The organism is Bordetella sp. MIP270_01_BMS, from assembly GCF_054958705.1.
The window spans coordinates 4,438,456-4,453,495 of record NZ_CM143297.1 but is presented as its reverse complement, the minus strand read 5'-3'; the positions used below and the strand labels follow the sequence as shown (position 1 = coordinate 4,453,495).

Sequence of the window (15,040 nt, the reverse complement as noted above, 5' to 3'; positions counted from 1 at the left end):
CAGCAAATGCTCACGAAAAGCGGCGCGCGGCATAACGCCGCGCGCCGTTCAGGACGGCTGGCCTGAGGCCGGTTTCCCGGACGCGGCCCCGTCACTGGGCTGTGCGGGCTCGCCCGAAGGCTGGGCGGCGCCGCCTGCGGGTGACGCCGGAGGCGCCGCACCGGGTTGCGCCGCCTTGCCCGCCTGACCGGGATTCCACGGCGACGCCTGCACCGGCGCACCTGGGCGGATCTTCTGGAAGCCTTCGACGACCACCACGTCACCCGCCTTCAGGCCGCTGGTGATGAGCCATTGATTGTCGATGACGGGCCCGGTAGTGACAGACACCTGGTCAATCTTGTTGTCTTTCACCAGCATCAGGCTCTGCATGCCGTCGGCCGTACGCTGCAGGGACTGCTGCGGCACCAGCAGGGCCTGCTCGTCGATACCCTCGTTGACCCGCACGCGCACGTACATACCAGGCAGCAGGATGTTGTCGGGGTTGGGCACTTCGGCCCGCAGGTTGACCTGCCCCGTGGTGGGGTCGACGGTAATGCCGGTGAAAAGCAGCTTGCCGGCATGTTCGTACACCGAGCCGTCTTCGAGCACCACCTCGACGCGCGCCGCGTTGTCGCCCACGCGCTGCATCTGCCCGCTGGCGAAGGCTTTGCGCAGCTTGGCCAGTTCTACCGTGCTCTGCGTGAAATCAATATAGATGGGGTCGAGTTGCTGCACCACGGCCATCTGGGTGGCCGAGGTGGCCTCTACGAGCGCGCCTTCGGTGACCAGAGGCTTGCCGATGCGCCCGCTGATGGGCGAGGTGACGTCGGTGTAACCCAGGTTGATGGCGGCGCTGTCGAGGTTGGCCTTGGCGGCGGCTACGGCGGCTTCGGCCTGACGGTTGCCGGCCACGGCGTTGTCGTATTCCTGCTTGCTCACGGCGTTGGCCTTGACCAGCGGCGCGTAGCGATTGGCCAGCGCCTTGGCGCTGTAAGCATCCGCCTGCGCCTGCTTGAGCTGGGCCGCGGCCTGGTCACGTGCCGCCCGGTAAGGCGCCGGATCAATCTTGAACAGCAGCTGGCCTTCCTTGACTTCGCCACCCTGCTCGAACTCTATGCTTTGAACGATTCCCGTCACACGGGCCCGGATCTGCGCATCTCGCACGGCGTCGACGCGGCCGGGCAGGTCGGACACGATGGACGCGGGCTTGGGTTGGACCGTAATGACGCTGACCTGCGGCATGCCCGGATTCATCTGCGGCTGTTCTTTGCAGCCCGCCAGGGCCAATACGACAAGAACGGCGGCCCCGATTCCCGAGACACGATGAGGGGAAAAACGCATGGAATCCTCACGGAGTAGAACCGTGGCACGGAGCCCGCGCTCACGGGGTCGAACGGCTGGAGACGCGTCCGAGAAGCCCGTTACTGTACCGTATTTTCGTCTTATATCGACAGTATTTCGCGCTTTATGCTGTATTGCGGCCTGTATGCGGATTACGAAGCCGCCGATTGCGACTCCAGGCGACCCAGGAATACATAGCCTACGCCATGCACCGTGTGCAGCGGCAGCGTGACGCCAAGATTGCGGACCTTCTTGCGCAAGCGGCTGATGGACACATTGATGGTGCGCACGCTGGCCATCGGCACGCAGCGCGCCAGCGCCTGGCGGGTGAGTTCCCGATGCGGGCTTTCGACCAGGCAGAGAAAGCAGGCGCGTTCAATGGCAGTGAGATTCAGTCGCTGGCCATCGGGCATGCTGAGCGTCCAGCCCTGATACAGCAGGGCCCAGGCATCGCCGCCCTGCGCGGGACGGGCAGCCGGGGCGGGGGGCGCCGGGAAAACAGACACGGGCGTGGGCATGTAATCTTTGAATGGCAGTGGAAGGCAAGCTGAAGACAGCGATTTGCACGGCGCGCGCGCATTGTTGCCCTTCGGACCCCGCAAATTACCGGGCAACGCGCTGAACGCCTGCCGGTCTGCACCCGCTGGGCCCTTAAATCAGACGACCTAACCCCGCACGGACCGCCCTGCCGACCCGGCTTCAATCCGGACGCCGGTGTACGTCATGGGTGACGAAACTCTGGTCGGCAGCGGGCCGCTCCAGCACCGCCGGGTCGTCGAGCGTGCGCCGGATATCGGTCAGGCCGCTGAGCCAGTGGTCGCGCATGGCCTCCGAGCCGAACTCATAATCTTTCGAGTTTCGTTCGTAGTGCTTGGCTTCGTAGATCAGGTTGACGACATTGACCACGGGCGTACAGGCCTGCTCGCGGATGTCGGCCAGTTCGGCGCTGTCGCGCTCGTGTTCGGGCAGGCGTTCGAGCAGGCGCTGCAGGGCGCGCCGCAGCTTGAGCACACGCTGATAGGTGTTGGTGACGGTGCGCGTCCGGCTGGAATACTGGATATCTTTCTGCCGCTCGGCCACCTCTTCGAGGTTGGTGGGCAGCGGCCCGCGGGCCGGCCAGAGGTCGACCTGGAAGGCCAGCGTATCTAGCATCGGATGGGTCGAAAGCACATGGGCGAGCGGCGTGTTGGACACCACGCCGCCGTCCCAGTAGTACTCGCCATCGATTTCCACCGCGGGAAATCCGGGCGGCAAGGCGCCCGATGCCATGATGTGCTCGACGCGCAAGGGGGTGCGGGAGCTGTCGAAGTAAGAAAAATTGCCCGTGCGCACATTGACCGCGCCGAAACTCACCCGCGTGTCGCCATTGTTGAGCAGGTCGAAGTCCACATACCGGCGCAAGGTGGCCGCCAGGGGTTCGGTATCGTAGTAGCTGGTGGCGGCAGGCCCGCCTCGCAACCAGTATGGCGGCGGATACCGGGGCCTGAAGAAGCCGGGCTGGCCGGTGGTCAGCGCCTGAAAGGCGGCCAGGTGACCGTTTGATGCAGGCGAGCCAAAGCCGAAGGGCACGCCCTGGAACATCTGCGCCAGGGTGTCGCCCCAGGGCAGAGCGCCAAAACCGGTGGGTCGGCAGATGCTTTCCCAGAAACCCCGCAGACGCTCGATGCGTTCTTCGGGCGGCGAACCGGCGATGATGGCCGCGTTGATGGCGCCGATGGAAATGCCGGCCAGCCAGTTGGGGCGCAGGCCCGCCTCGTGCAGTCCTTCATAGACGCCGGCCTGATAAGAGCCCAGCGCGCCGCCGCCCTGCAGCACCAGGGCCACGTTCTCGTAGTTTGCCAGGCCCCCCTGGCGAGCGTGACGCTTGTCTTTGGCCAAAGTCAGTTCCGCGGCGCGGGAGTTTGCACCGTGCCGCTGCCTGCCCGGAACGGGTAGCGGGTGAACACCTGGGCGACACTGCGCTCGACGCTCTGGGCGGAGTTCGCCGTGGCGACGTTGTCGACCACGCCGACGCTGACGCCCTCCCACACCAGTTGCTTGCGGCTGGCGTCGACCAGGTCGATGTTCAGGGTGCCCTCGGTGTACTGGTAGACGTCGCTGCCCCAGCCATAGCCGGGCCAGCCGCCGTAGAAGCCGGCCCGGTAGCCGTAATACGGCATGGGCGCGGCGGGCATGACATCGGTCTTCTGCTGCAACCGCGCGTTGAAGTTGATGAGCAGATCGGGGGAATGCTCGTCATAGCTGTAGCCCCGCATTTCCATCTGGCTGCGCGTGGCGGTCTTCAGGCGTTCGGTAAGCAGAGTGCTGTAGCCTGCCTTGTCGGTGCCCAGTGGCGACATGAAGCCGAAGCTGCGATATTGCGCGAAGTCCGCGCTGTGATCGTAATCGCTACGGATGTTCGGACCGGATGCGCAGGCCGACAACAGGCTGGCCGCGGCCAGGGCAGGCAGGAATGCTGGGCAGTTCATCTGGGTCTCCGCATGGGGGGTTGCACGCATCATGCCGCGAAGCGCGCAAACTGGCAATGCAATCACATTTGCATTGGCGCCGGCGCGCCCGGGAAGGAACCGGGCCGGAGGCGTTCGCACGGGTGGGGCGCCGACCGCGCGATTCCCATTGATCGGCACGGCGGGCGCACCGGAGACCGGGCGCGACGAGGCGCAGGCGCCCCAACTGCCCTGCCCGGTCGGATGGCCCGACTGCAGCGGTGGAGCGGGCGCTGCCGCGGCCGGAGCGGCTGCGCCTGCCGGGGCCTAGCCCAGCAGCAGGGCATCGTCGGCCAGCTTCTCGCCGCGCACGCGTTCGAACATGGCCAGCAAATCGGGCACGTCCAGCCCTTTGCGCTCTTCGCCCGAGACATCGAGCACCACCTGCCCCTGATGCAGCATGACGGTGCGTTCACCTACATCGAGCGCCTGGCGCATGCTGTGGGTAACCATCATCGTCGTGAGCTTGCTCTCGGCCACGATGCGTGCCGTGAGCTGCAGAACGAAGTCGGCGGTGCGCGGGTCGAGCGCCGCGGTGTGCTCATCGAGCAGCAGAATACGCGAGGGTTGCAAGGCGGCCATCAACAGGCTCACCGCCTGGCGCTGTCCGCCCGAAAGCAGGCCTATGCGGTCGGTAAGCCGGTTTTCCAGGCCCAGGCCCAGCGTGGCCAGCCGTTCGCGGAAGCCTTCGCGCATCGATGCCTTGACGGCTCTGCCGAAGCCGCGGCGCGCGCCGCGCAACTGGGCAAGCGCCATGTTCTCTTCGATGGTGAGATCTTCGCAGGTGCCGGCCATCGGGTCCTGGAACACTCGCGCCACGCGTCCGGCGCGCTGCCACACGGGTTCGCGGGTGACGTCGGTGCCATCGATCTCGATGCGGCCGGTGTCGACCGGCAGGTCGCCGGAAACGGCGTTCAGGAATGTCGATTTTCCGGCGCCGTTCGAGCCGATGACGGTGACGAACTGGCCCGTGGGAATATCGAGCGACAGGCCCCGCAACGCCCGGGTTTCAATAGGCGTGCCGGCGTTGAAAGTGATCTTCAGGTCTTGTGCGCGCAGCATGTTCAGGCTCCTTTTTTGCCGAACAGGCGGCGCTTCATCATGGGGATGACCAGGGCGATAGTGACCAGCACCGCTGTGACCAGGTTAAGGTCCTGGGCCTTCAAGCCGATGAAGTCGCTGTTGAGCGCCAGCGCGATGAAGAAGCGATAGACGATCGCGCCCAGAATGACGGCCAGCGTGGCCAGCACCAGCTTGCGCGAAGGCAGGATGCTTTCACCGACGATCACGGCGGCCAGACCGATGACGATGGTGCCTATGCCCATGGATATGTCGGCCCCGCCCTGCGTCTGCGCGAACAGCGCGCCCGCCAGGCCCACCATGGCATTCGACAGCGCCATGCCGGCCAGGATCATTCCGCCGGAGTTCACTCCCTGCGCACGCGCCATGCGGCCGTTGGATCCGGTGGCGCGCATGGCCAGGCCAGTCTGTGTGGCGAGGAACCAGTCGAGCAGCAGCTTGACCGCAATCACCACCACGATGAGGATCAGCGGCCGGGCCACGTAGTCGCTAAGCCAGGTGGGCTGCAGCAGGGTGAAGACGGTGGGCTCGGTGATCAGCGGTACGTTGGGCCGACCCATGATACGCAGGTTGACCGAGTACAGGGCGATCATCATCAGGATGCTGGCGAGCAGGTCCATGATGCGCAGCCTGACATTGAGCCAGCCCGTCACCAGCCCCGCCAGGGCCCCGGCCGCGGTGGCGGCCACGGTGGCAGCGAAAGGGTCCATGCCGCCGGAAATGAGCGTGGCGCACACGGCGCCGCCCAATGGAAAGCTGCCGTCGACCGTGAGATCGGGAAAACGCAGCAGCCTGAAAGAGATCAGGACACCCAGCGCGACTAGGCTGAAAATCAGGCCGATTTCCAGGGCGCCGAGCAAAGAGAACATGGACATGAATGGAGTCGGGCCCGGCAAGTCTTGTGAACCTGCCGGGCACTGCCTAGGCTGTTTCTGTGGAAAAAACGCGCTGCCGGCCGGTTGTGCCGGCAGCCGCGGATTACTTGACGACGTCGGCGGCGGACTTCACCAAGGCGTCCGGCAGCGTGACGCCCTGCTTGGCGGCCGCGCCCGGATTGACGAACAGGCGCAGGTTCGAGCTGGTTTCCGAGGGGATGGCGCCGGGCTGCTCGCCCTTCAGGATGCGCACGACGATCTTGCCCGTTTGCACGCCCAGGTCGCGGTAGTCGACACCCAGTGCGGCAATGGCGCCCCGCTTCACGCTGTCGGTGTCGGAAGCCACCAGCGGGATCTTCGCATCGTTGCCGACTTTCACCAGCGCCTCATAAGCCGAGACGACGTTATTGTCGGTGCTCGTGTAGATGACATCGACCTTGCCGATCAGGCTGCGCGCGGCGGAGGCCACATCAACCGTGCGCGGCGCGGCGGCCTCGACCAGCGTCATGCCCGCCTTCGACAGCAATTCCTGCAACTGCTTGACGACGACGACCGAGTTGGCTTCGCCCGGGTTGTAGACCATGCCCACGCGCTTGGCGTCGGGAACCACCTTCTTGATCAAGTCGATCTGCTTGTCGAGCGCAAGCAGGTCGGACACGCCCGTGACGTTGGTGCCCGAGGCGCCCATGGAGGGGACCAGCTGGGCGGCCACCGGATCGGTGACCGCCGAATACACCACGGGGACATTTTTGGTGGCGGCCACCACCGACTGGGCCGAAGGTGTCGCGATGGCCACGATGACGTCGGGACGATCCCCCACGAACTTGCGGGCAATCTGCGCCGCCGTGCCGGTATTGCCCTGGGCGCTCTGGTACTGCCATTTGAGGTTCTTGCCGGACTCGAAGCCAGCCTGTTTCAGCGCGTCCTGGACGCCATCGCGCACGGCGTCGAGCGCGGGATGCTCGACGATGGCCGTCACGGCCACCGATTTCTGTTGCGCCGCGGCGGGAACAGCGTGGATAGCCAGCGCTGCCGCCAGTGCGCCCACCGTCAGAAAATGTTTTTTTCCGATCAGCATAGGTTACTCCTTGCACCTTTGAATCTTGTTTAGGGTCACGGCCTGCCAAAGGCTTTCCGCCTGCCGGCCGGCCCGTGAAACCGCAAAGTCTAACCTGTAGTCGGGGGATGCGCGGCGCGGGAAATCCCTGAAATGGTGCAGGCGCCGCGGCCCGGCGCGCCGATCGGTGCGCCGGGCCAGGCGATCAATCCAGCGTCACGCCGGAATCCTTGACCACCTTGCCCCAGCGGTCGATCTCGCTGTCGACAAACTCACCGAACTTTTCCCCGGACATATCCGGAATGCTGGAGCCGTTGCTGGCCCAGATTTCCTTGACCTTGGGGGAGTTGAGGGCCTTGGCGACTTCGGCGATCATTTTGTCGACCACGGGCTTGGGTGTACCCGCGGGCGCCCACATCGCATACCAGGTAGAGACTTCGTAGTTGGGTACGCCAGCCTCAGCCACGGTCGGCACATTCGGGAACGACGGCGAACGCTGCGCGGCGGCGACTGCCAGGGGCTTGATGCTGCCTGAACGGATGTGCCCCGCCGACGATCCGAGCCCGTCGAAGGCCAGGTCGACCTGGCCGCCGATCAGCGCCGAGAGCATCGGGCCCGCGCCCTGGTACGGCACGTCGACCAGCTTGATGCCCGTCTGCATGGCAAAGAGTTCGCCTGCCAGATGGTGCGTGCTGCCCTTGCCCGCCGTGCCGAAGTTGATTTCGCCCGGCCGCTTGCGCGCGTATTCGATGAACTCTTGCAGCGTATTGACCGGCAGCTTGGACGCATTCACCACCACGACCTGCGGCGGCTGCGCCAGCAGCGCCACCGGCACGAAGTCTTTCTGGATGTCATACGTGAGGTTCTTGTAAAGCGCCGGGGCCACGACATGATGCGCGCCGCCCATGAAAAATGTGTAACCGTCGGGCTTGGCCTTGGCGGCTACCGCGGCACCCACCGTGCCGCCCGCTCCGCCTTTGTTGTCGACGACCACGGACTGGCCGAGCTGCATGCCCAGCTGTTGGGCCAGTGGGCGCGCGAAGGTGTCTGTGCCGCCGCCGGCGGGGAACGGCACAACTAGGGTAACGGGCCGTTCGGGCCAATCTGCCGCGGCGGAGGGGGCCAGGGCCATGCTGGCGCCCAGCGCGGCCGCGAGGGCCAGGGCACGGATAACGGTGTGGTTCATTTCATCTCCTCGGTTGAATGCAGCTCGTCAGGCTGCTTGCGACTCATTTTTTTCTGCAAGGTAATGCGGTTTTAACGTGACTTGCCTGCTGGGTGCTGATCGGCCCTCCTGCCGGTCGGAATGATGGAAGGAACGGCCTGCCGGCCGCCCCATGCTTGCTGCTAGCCTGCCTTGTATGTATCGCGCAGGACGTTCTTCTGCACTTTGCCCATGGTGTTGCGCGGCAGTTGCTCAACCACGTGGATCTGCTTGGGCACTTTGAAGTTGGCGATGCGCGACTTCAGTTCGGCTTGCATCGCGCCGGTATCGACCACCGCGCCGGGGCGCGCCACCACCACGGCCACCACCGCTTCGCCAAAATCGGGATGGGGCACGCCGATGACCGCCGATTCCAGCACGCCGGGCAACTCGTCGATGATCAGCTCGATCTCTTTGGGGTAGACGTTGTAGCCTCCCGAAATGATCAAGTCTTTGCTGCGGCCCACAATGGAAAGATAGTCGGCGGGCACTTTGCGGCCGCCGGATTCGCCGCCCCAGCGGCCTACGTCTCCAGTACGGAACCAGCCGTCAGCGGTGAACTCTTCACGGGTCTTCTCGGGCATGCGCCAATATCCGGCGAACACATTGGGACCGCGTACCTGCACATTGCCGATTTCGTCATCGCCGAGTTCTGTGCCGGCGTCGTCGACCACCCTCACCTGCACACCCGGCAAGGGCTTGCCCACCGTGCCGCCAAGGCGCTCGCCTTCTGCCGGATCGTACGGGTTGGACGTCAGCATGACGGTTTCGCTCATGCCATAGCGCTCGAGGATGGTGTGGCCGGTGCGTTCCTTGAACTCGTTGAAAGTTTCCATCAGCAGGGGCGCCGAACCCGAGATGAACAGCCGCATGCGCGCGCAGACCTCGCGTGTGAAGCGCGCATCCGCAAGCAGGCGCACGTAGTAGGTGGGTACGCCCATCATGACCGTGGACCGCGGCAGGTAATGCAGCGCCTGGTCCATATCGAGCCTGGGCAGCCAGATCATGCGCGCCCCGGCCAGCAGCGCGCCATGCGAAGCCACGAACAGGCCATGCACGTGGAAAATCGGCAGCATGTGCAACAGGACGTCATCGGCGCGCCATCCCCAATAGCGATGCAGTACCTGCGCGTTTGACGCCAGGTTGCCATGCGTGAGCATTGCGCCCTTGCTGCGGCCAGTGGTGCCCGATGTGTACAGGATGGCAGCCAGGTCGTCCACGCCGCGCACCGCGGCGTCAAAGTGGGTGTCAAGGCCGGCGCTGGCATCGAGCAGCGACCCGCTGCGGTCATCGTCCAGCGTATAGACGTGGCGGGTGCCGGCCTGGTCGGCCACGCGACGCATCCAGTCCTGGTTCTTGCTGGAACACACCACGACAGAGGGCTCGGCATCGCCCAGGAAATAAGCCACTTCGCTTTCGCGGTAGGCGGTGTTCAGGGGCAGGTAGACGTAGCCGGCACGCAGGGTGGCCAGATACAGCAGCAGCGCCTCGGGCGATTTATCGACCTGCACGGCCACGCGCGCGCCTTCGGGCAGGCCGAGCGAAGCCAGCAGATTGGCCATGCGGGCGCTGGCCTGGTCGAGGTCAGTCCACGTGTAGCTGAGATCTGGCGTTTCCAGCGCGACTTTGCTGCGGTCGGCGGGAAAACCGCCCTGCAAAATGGTGTACAAGTTGGCGTTGCTCACCTTGTTCAATCTCCGGTAAATACGGGCGGCCGCCCCGCCAGGAAGGCATCTACACCTTCGCGATGGTCGCGGCTCTCGGCATAAGAAAAGAAATCTTGAAATTCGGCCTCGGTTAGAGGGGCGCCCTGCAACAGCCGGCGCGCCTGGCGCTTGTTGATGCGGGCCGCGAGCGGCGCACCGCGCGCAATGCGCTCAGCGCTGGCGCGCACCTGCGCCGCCACATCGGCGTCGGGCACCACGCGCGTCAGCAGCCCCAGCGACTGGGCCTCGGCGCTGTCGAATACGCGCCCTTCGAGCAGGATCGCCATGGTGGCGGCACGGCCCGCCAATGCCAGCAGGCCCTGCATTTCCTCGGGCGCCATGGGAAACCCCAGCCGATTGATGGGCACGCCGAATCTCGCCGAAGCGCCAGCGATGCGCAGGTCGCACTGGCTGGCGATCTCGAGCCCGCCGCCCACGCACACGCCTTCGATCTGGGCAATGACGGGGTGCGGACACTGCGCCACCGCGGCCAGGGCAGGCGCCAGCACGTGCTGGTGATAGTGCCGTACCTGTTGCAGGTTGCCGCGCACCTGCGGGAACTCGCGGATGTCTGCCCCGGCGGCAAAGTTGCAGCCGTCGCCGCGCACCACCACGCAGCGCACGGACGCGTCGCCGGACAACTGCTCGAACACGCCACGCAGCTGATGCCACATGGCAACGCTAATGGCGTTCAAGCGCCCCGGGTGCGAAAGGGTCACCCACGCGAGGGGGCCTTCGCGTTGCAGCAGCACTTGGCCGGCCGATGATGTTTCGCCCATGTCCGCCCTACCCGATGCGCGCGATGCCACGGCTGACGCGCGGCTTGCCCTCGCCCAACTGAGCCAGGTTCGCGTCGAGATCGTCCAGATCGTACAGGTAATTCACCATCATCCCGCACGACTGGCTCAAGCCCTTGGGCGAGGTATCGGCCGCCCAGTTCAGCCGTTCGATCCGGGCGCCGTTGCCAAGGTGGAAGCGCGCGACGGGATCGAGCGGCTGGCCGTTCTTCATGGACATCAGATAATGCGCCGCCAGCTTCAGCCCGGTGCGCTGCACGATTTCGGAAGGCTTGCCGCCCGCGGCCTTGGTGAGGCGAGCCACCCAGCGCGCCCCGTCGGGCGCACCGGAGCGGTCGCGGGCCTTGTCGCGCACGATGTCTTCGACCTCTTGGGCACTCAGGCGCGACAGCCAGTCGACCAGTCCCGGCATTGGCGACAGCGTGGCGAAGGAACGCACCTTGGGGACTTCTTCCAGCAAGCTTTCAATGACGCGCTTGAGCAGGAAATTGCCGAAACTGATGCCGCGCAGCCCCGGCTGGGTGTTCGATATGGAATAGAAGATGGCCCAGCGCGCCTTGTCCAGGTCTTGCGGAGGCGCCGACATATCCAGAACCGCCTGCACGTTGTCGGCCATTTGCGTGGCGAAGGCCACTTCAACGAATATCAGCGGCACGTCCGGCATCTGCGGGTGGAAATATGCATAGCAACGCCGATCCGGCGCGACCCGATGACGCAAGTCGTCCCACGAGCGGATTTCGTGCACGGCTTCGTAGATGATGAGCTTTTCAAGCAGCGATGCGGGTGAATCCCAGGTAAGCGGGCGCAATTCCAGCAGGCCCACATCGAACCAGGCCGACAGCAGCGTTTCCAGGTCTTTGTCGAGCGCCTGCAACCCTGCCACCTGCTTGCGCCAGCGCAGCATGTCGGCGCGCAGCGCCACCAGGAACCGCAGTCCATCGGGCAAGGCATTGAAGCGCCGGAACAGTTTCAGGCCCTGGTCACCACGCGGCTCGAAGCCGGCGCTCACCTGCGCCAGCCCCGTCAGAAGCTCGCGGCGCCGCTTGCTGTCGGCCGCGGTGTAAGCACCGCACCAGCCACGTGCCAGCTTGTTGGCCGCCACGTCGGTCAGCCGGGCCTCGAACAAGGGCAGGATCTCGGCCTGACCAGGCAAGCGTCCGCGATCCCACCAGCGTCCCAGGCGGGCCATGAGGCCCGCGTTTTCTTCAGCGGCCTCGACCTCGGAAGCGGCATCGGCCTCAGTTTGCCGGTTGCCGCGTGCGTACGGGCTGGAGTCTAGAGCGGTCATGGGAGTGCTCCTTGGGAGAGGGGGAAGGCGGGCCTGGCTCGGCATCACGGCTGGCCAGAAGGCGCAGGGCATCGAGTTGGCGCAACAGGTGCTTGCGCGCAAGGGCCTCGGCCGCTTCGGGATCGCGCGCCTTGAGCGCCGCGAAAATCGCCATGTGTTCGGCGCAGGATTCGGCGATGCGGCCCGGCAGCACCAGGCTCTTGTGGCGGAACAGGCTGAGCACCTTGCGCAGGTTGCCCACCATGTCGGACAGCCATCGGTTGTTGGCCAGCGCCTGCACGGCCTCATGGATGAGCGCGTTGGTCTCGTAATAGGCATCGATGCGGCCCGCGGCCGCATGCTCGGCCAATGCGCGATGCAAAGGCTCCAGGGCCGCCAGCTCCGCATCCGTAGCCTTCAGCGCCGCCTCGTGGGCACAACGCCCCTCGAGCATGGCCATCAGCGGAAAAATATCTTCCAGGTCTTGCAGAGACAGCTCGTTGACGAAACAGCCGCGCCGCGGCTCAAGGCGCACCAGACCCTCGGTGGCCAGCACTTTCAAGGCTTCGCGCAAGGGTGTGCGCGATATGCCCAGCAAGCCGGTCAAGCGGGTTTCGTCGATCCATTCGCCACTGGCCAGCGCGTGCGAACGTATCATGGCCCGCAGGCGGTCTGCGACCTCGAGATACAGCGCTTGGCGGACGATGGGAGCAGTCATGAGGGCCCGGGTGACGCCATAATTCATAATTACAGGAATGTCCATCATACGCCGCGCCCCCCGCCAAGGAAAGCCCCGCGCTCTAGGGGGATTCCCGCGGAACAGGCCTTGCGCTACGGAATGGTCAGAAATGCAGCACGCCGTCTACGGCATGACGGGTCAGTGCGCGAGCCCAGCGGCGTGCGGGCAAGCCATACTGGCCCTCGACCTGCTCGGCGCGCGCCAGCAACTGGGACGGCGTGATGGCCAGGGGCGGGCCGGTGAACGCCAGTACGATCTGATTGCCCGCGTCGATTTCCGGCAGGAGCACCAGCCGGTCGTCAAAGGCCTGCCGCAGGTTTTCGATGTTGTGGTCGAAACTCTCGTGGTGGCCGAAAAGATTCACGGACAGCACCCCGACGTCGCCCAGCACGCGCCGGCATCTCCGGTAGAAGCTCACAGAGTCCCGCACGGGGCCGCGGGCGGTCGCGTCGTAAAGGTCGACCATCAGCACGGGGCAACGGCCGGCGTTGCGGGGGTCGGCGACCCATTTGCCCGCATCTTCGTGTTCGACTTGCAGACGCTGCGACATCGGTAAACGGAAGAACATCTGGCAGACAGCCGTAACCTGCGGGTTCCATTCGACGGCGGCCACCCCGCTACGGGTGTGCTTCAGGCAAAAGCGCGCCAGCGAACCGGCACCCAGGCCCAGCAGGCCAATTTCTTCGTCCTTGGGCGGCTCGAGAAACAGCAGCCATGCCATCATCTGGGACGTATATTCGAGCACCAGTTCATTGGGGGCCTTGATGCGCATGGCGCCCTGGATCCACTCGGTTCCAAAATGCAGATAACGGACGCCATCGGCTTCGGAAAGCGTGGGCTGATCGGAGACGCGTGCAGGGTTTCGGGCAGACATCGCGAGATTGTAGCCAGCGCGGTACCCTGTGGGCTGCCCTACCTGCGGAGGACGCCGATGTCTGAACAATTTTCGACCACCCAGACCGTACGCAAGACGGTGATTCGCACGGCCGGAGGATTGGTCGCCTCGCAACATCGAAAAGCCGCCGAAGCCGGCGCAGAAGTACTGGCTGCAGGCGGCGACGCGGTAGACGCCGCAGTGGCCGCATCCTTCGCCGCCGGCGTCGTCGAACCCTGGATGAGCGGGCCCATGGGCGGTGGCGCCATGGTGCTGTACCGCGCGGCGGAAGACCAGGCCCGGGTGGTGTATTTCGGCATGCGCTCGCCGGCCGGCCTGGACCCGGCCCAATACCCGCTGACCGGCGACGGCGCCGTCAGCAGCGACCTGTTCCCCTGGCCTGCGGTGGTTGACGACCGCAATGCGCGAGGCGCCACTGCGGTGGCCGTGCCGGGAACGGTGGCAGGCATGGAACTCGCGCACGCGACATATGGCCGGCTGCCGTGGCGCGAACTGCTGCAGCCGGCCGTCACGCTGGCCCGCGAAGGCCTGCTGGTCGATTGGTACACAACCTTGATGATCTCCGGTTCGGCGCGCTGGCTGGCCCGGGATCCCGACGCCGCGCAGATGTTTCTGGATGACGGTACCTGGCCCAGAGCAGGCGGCTGGGCCGCGGCCTCCGCCCAGCGCATCGCCATGCCCCGCGCCGCCGACATGCTGTCCAGCCTGGCCGACGATGGCCCTCGCAGTTTCTATGACGGCGACATCGGCGCCAGGCTGGCGCGCGACGTTCAGGACAAGGGCGGCTGCCTCGCGCATCAGGATCTGCGCGACTATCGCGCGGTCATGCAAGAGGCGCTGTCCATACCCTATCGCGGCGGGCGGGTCTACGCCACGCCCGAAATGACCGCCGGCCCCAGCCTGTCGCGCTGCCTGCAACGGCTGCAGTCGCGGCTGCAGCCGGGCGCCGCCCCCGATGCCGGCGCTTTCCTGGCCTACGCCGAAGTACTGCGAGAGGAATACCGCTGGCGCCTGGCGAACATGGGCGATAACGAAGACCCCCGCACCCCGGCGTGCACCACGCACTTCAGCGTCGTCGACCGCCACGGCAACCAGTGCGCGGTGACCCAGACCCTGTTGTCGGCGTTCGGATCACACGTCGTGTCCCCGTCGACAGGCATGTTGCTGAACAATGGCATCATGTGGTTCGACCCCGAGCCTGGGAAGTCGAATTCGCTGGCGCCCGCCCGCCGCTGCCTGATGAACATCTGCCCCGTGGTGGGCGAGTCGAACGGACGCCGCTTCGCGCTGGGCGCATCCGGCGGACGCAAGATCCTGCCGGCCGTCATGCAGCTGACCTCATTCCTGATGGACTACGGCATGAGCCTGGAAGAGGCGTTCCACCACGCCCGCCTGGACGCCAGCACCGACGTGCTGTCGCTCGATCCCAAGCTGCCCCGGGCCGCCTATGACGCGCTGGCCGCCGCCTTCGCGCATGCACCGGCCCCGCGCACCCTGTACGCCTATGCCTACGGCTGCCCATCGGGCGTCATGCGCTCAGACGGGCATAACGAAGGCTGTACCGAGATCATGTCTCCCTGGGGCGATGTTGCAATGGAATCGCGCGGCGCGTGA

The 15,040-nt window shown here is 65.6% G+C and carries 14 protein-coding genes; 1 reads left to right on the top strand and 13 read right to left on the bottom strand.

Features of this window, described 5'->3' with window-relative positions:
• Positions 1 to 48: 48 nt before the first annotated feature.
• From ACV17W_RS20880 to ACV17W_RS20820, 13 genes are all read right to left on the bottom strand, one after another.
• A complete protein-coding gene (locus tag ACV17W_RS20880) occupies positions 49 to 1,320 on the bottom strand; it encodes an efflux RND transporter periplasmic adaptor subunit (RefSeq protein ID WP_462594279.1) in 1,272 nt (423 codons plus the stop codon).
• Between the two features lie 152 nt (positions 1,321 to 1,472).
• Positions 1,473 to 1,838, bottom strand: a complete 366-nt coding sequence (locus tag ACV17W_RS20875; RefSeq protein WP_462594278.1) for a winged helix-turn-helix domain-containing protein — start codon at positions 1,836 to 1,838, stop codon at positions 1,473 to 1,475.
• A 181-nt stretch (positions 1,839 to 2,019) separates the two neighbouring features.
• The gene (locus ACV17W_RS20870; protein WP_462594277.1) at positions 2,020 to 3,198 is read right to left on the bottom strand and encodes a DUF3734 domain-containing protein; all 1,179 of its coding nucleotides are present in this window, start codon (positions 3,196 to 3,198) and stop codon (positions 2,020 to 2,022) included.
• Positions 3,199 to 3,200: 2 nt separating this feature from the next.
• The gene (locus ACV17W_RS20865) at positions 3,201 to 3,788 is read right to left on the bottom strand and encodes a DUF4136 domain-containing protein (protein ID WP_462594276.1); all 588 of its coding nucleotides are present in this window, start codon (positions 3,786 to 3,788) and stop codon (positions 3,201 to 3,203) included.
• 285 nt (positions 3,789 to 4,073) lie between these two features.
• Positions 4,074 to 4,868: an ABC transporter ATP-binding protein gene (locus ACV17W_RS20860; RefSeq protein WP_462594275.1), complete on the bottom strand. Its 795-nt coding sequence runs from the start codon at positions 4,866 to 4,868 to the stop codon at positions 4,074 to 4,076.
• 2 nt (positions 4,869 to 4,870) lie between these two features.
• Positions 4,871 to 5,761: an ABC transporter permease gene (locus ACV17W_RS20855; protein WP_462594274.1), complete on the bottom strand. Its 891-nt coding sequence runs from the start codon at positions 5,759 to 5,761 to the stop codon at positions 4,871 to 4,873.
• 103 nt (positions 5,762 to 5,864) lie between these two features.
• Entirely contained in the window at positions 5,865 to 6,839 is a 975-nt protein-coding gene (locus tag ACV17W_RS20850) for an ABC transporter substrate-binding protein (RefSeq protein WP_462594273.1), read from the bottom strand.
• A 184-nt stretch (positions 6,840 to 7,023) separates the two neighbouring features.
• Entirely contained in the window at positions 7,024 to 8,004 is a 981-nt protein-coding gene (locus ACV17W_RS20845; RefSeq protein ID WP_462594272.1) for a Bug family tripartite tricarboxylate transporter substrate binding protein, read from the bottom strand.
• A 161-nt stretch (positions 8,005 to 8,165) separates the two neighbouring features.
• A complete protein-coding gene (locus ACV17W_RS20840) occupies positions 8,166 to 9,707 on the bottom strand; it encodes a malonate--CoA ligase (protein WP_462594271.1) in 1,542 nt (513 codons plus the stop codon).
• A gap of 5 nt (positions 9,708 to 9,712) precedes the next feature.
• Positions 9,713 to 10,507: an enoyl-CoA hydratase/isomerase family protein gene (locus tag ACV17W_RS20835; protein ID WP_462594270.1), complete on the bottom strand. Its 795-nt coding sequence runs from the start codon at positions 10,505 to 10,507 to the stop codon at positions 9,713 to 9,715.
• A gap of 7 nt (positions 10,508 to 10,514) precedes the next feature.
• A complete protein-coding gene (locus ACV17W_RS20830) occupies positions 10,515 to 11,813 on the bottom strand; it encodes a malonyl-CoA decarboxylase domain-containing protein (RefSeq protein WP_462594269.1) in 1,299 nt (432 codons plus the stop codon).
• Positions 11,764 to 12,510, bottom strand: a complete 747-nt coding sequence (locus ACV17W_RS20825) for a GntR family transcriptional regulator (RefSeq protein WP_462594268.1) — start codon at positions 12,508 to 12,510, stop codon at positions 11,764 to 11,766. The genes ACV17W_RS20830 and ACV17W_RS20825 overlap by 50 nt, the downstream gene beginning before the upstream one ends.
• A 124-nt stretch (positions 12,511 to 12,634) precedes the next feature.
• Positions 12,635 to 13,405 carry a class I SAM-dependent methyltransferase gene (locus ACV17W_RS20820; protein ID WP_462594267.1) on the bottom strand — a complete coding sequence of 257 codons (771 nt, stop codon included), beginning with the start codon at positions 13,403 to 13,405 and terminating at the stop codon, positions 12,635 to 12,637.
• Positions 13,406 to 13,462: 57 nt separating this feature from the next.
• Here ACV17W_RS20820 and ACV17W_RS20815 point away from each other — a divergent pair, with 57 nt between their 5' ends.
• On the top strand, positions 13,463 to 15,040 hold the full coding sequence (locus ACV17W_RS20815; protein WP_462594266.1) for a gamma-glutamyltransferase: 1,578 nt from the start codon (positions 13,463 to 13,465) through the stop codon (positions 15,038 to 15,040).

Coding starts and splice junctions, on each gene's coding strand:
- ACV17W_RS20880 (WP_462594279.1), bottom strand. CDS start 1,320: ATGCGTTTTTCCCCTCATCGTGTCTCGGGAATCGGGGCCGCCGTTCTT.
- ACV17W_RS20875 (WP_462594278.1), bottom strand. CDS start 1,838: ATGCCCACGCCCGTGTCTGTTTTCCCGGCGCCCCCCGCCCCGGCTGCC.
- ACV17W_RS20865 (WP_462594276.1), bottom strand. CDS start 3,788: ATGAACTGCCCAGCATTCCTGCCTGCCCTGGCCGCGGCCAGCCTGTTG.
- ACV17W_RS20860 (WP_462594275.1), bottom strand. CDS start 4,868: ATGCTGCGCGCACAAGACCTGAAGATCACTTTCAACGCCGGCACGCCT.
- ACV17W_RS20855 (WP_462594274.1), bottom strand. CDS start 5,761: ATGTCCATGTTCTCTTTGCTCGGCGCCCTGGAAATCGGCCTGATTTTC.
- ACV17W_RS20850 (WP_462594273.1), bottom strand. CDS start 6,839: ATGCTGATCGGAAAAAAACATTTTCTGACGGTGGGCGCACTGGCGGCA.
- ACV17W_RS20845 (WP_462594272.1), bottom strand. CDS start 8,004: ATGAACCACACCGTTATCCGTGCCCTGGCCCTCGCGGCCGCGCTGGGC.
- ACV17W_RS20835 (WP_462594270.1), bottom strand. CDS start 10,507: ATGGGCGAAACATCATCGGCCGGCCAAGTGCTGCTGCAACGCGAAGGC.
- ACV17W_RS20830 (WP_462594269.1), bottom strand. CDS start 11,813: ATGACCGCTCTAGACTCCAGCCCGTACGCACGCGGCAACCGGCAAACT.
- ACV17W_RS20825 (WP_462594268.1), bottom strand. CDS start 12,510: ATGACTGCTCCCATCGTCCGCCAAGCGCTGTATCTCGAGGTCGCAGAC.
- ACV17W_RS20820 (WP_462594267.1), bottom strand. CDS start 13,405: ATGTCTGCCCGAAACCCTGCACGCGTCTCCGATCAGCCCACGCTTTCC.
- ACV17W_RS20815 (WP_462594266.1), top strand. CDS start 13,463: ATGTCTGAACAATTTTCGACCACCCAGACCGTACGCAAGACGGTGATT.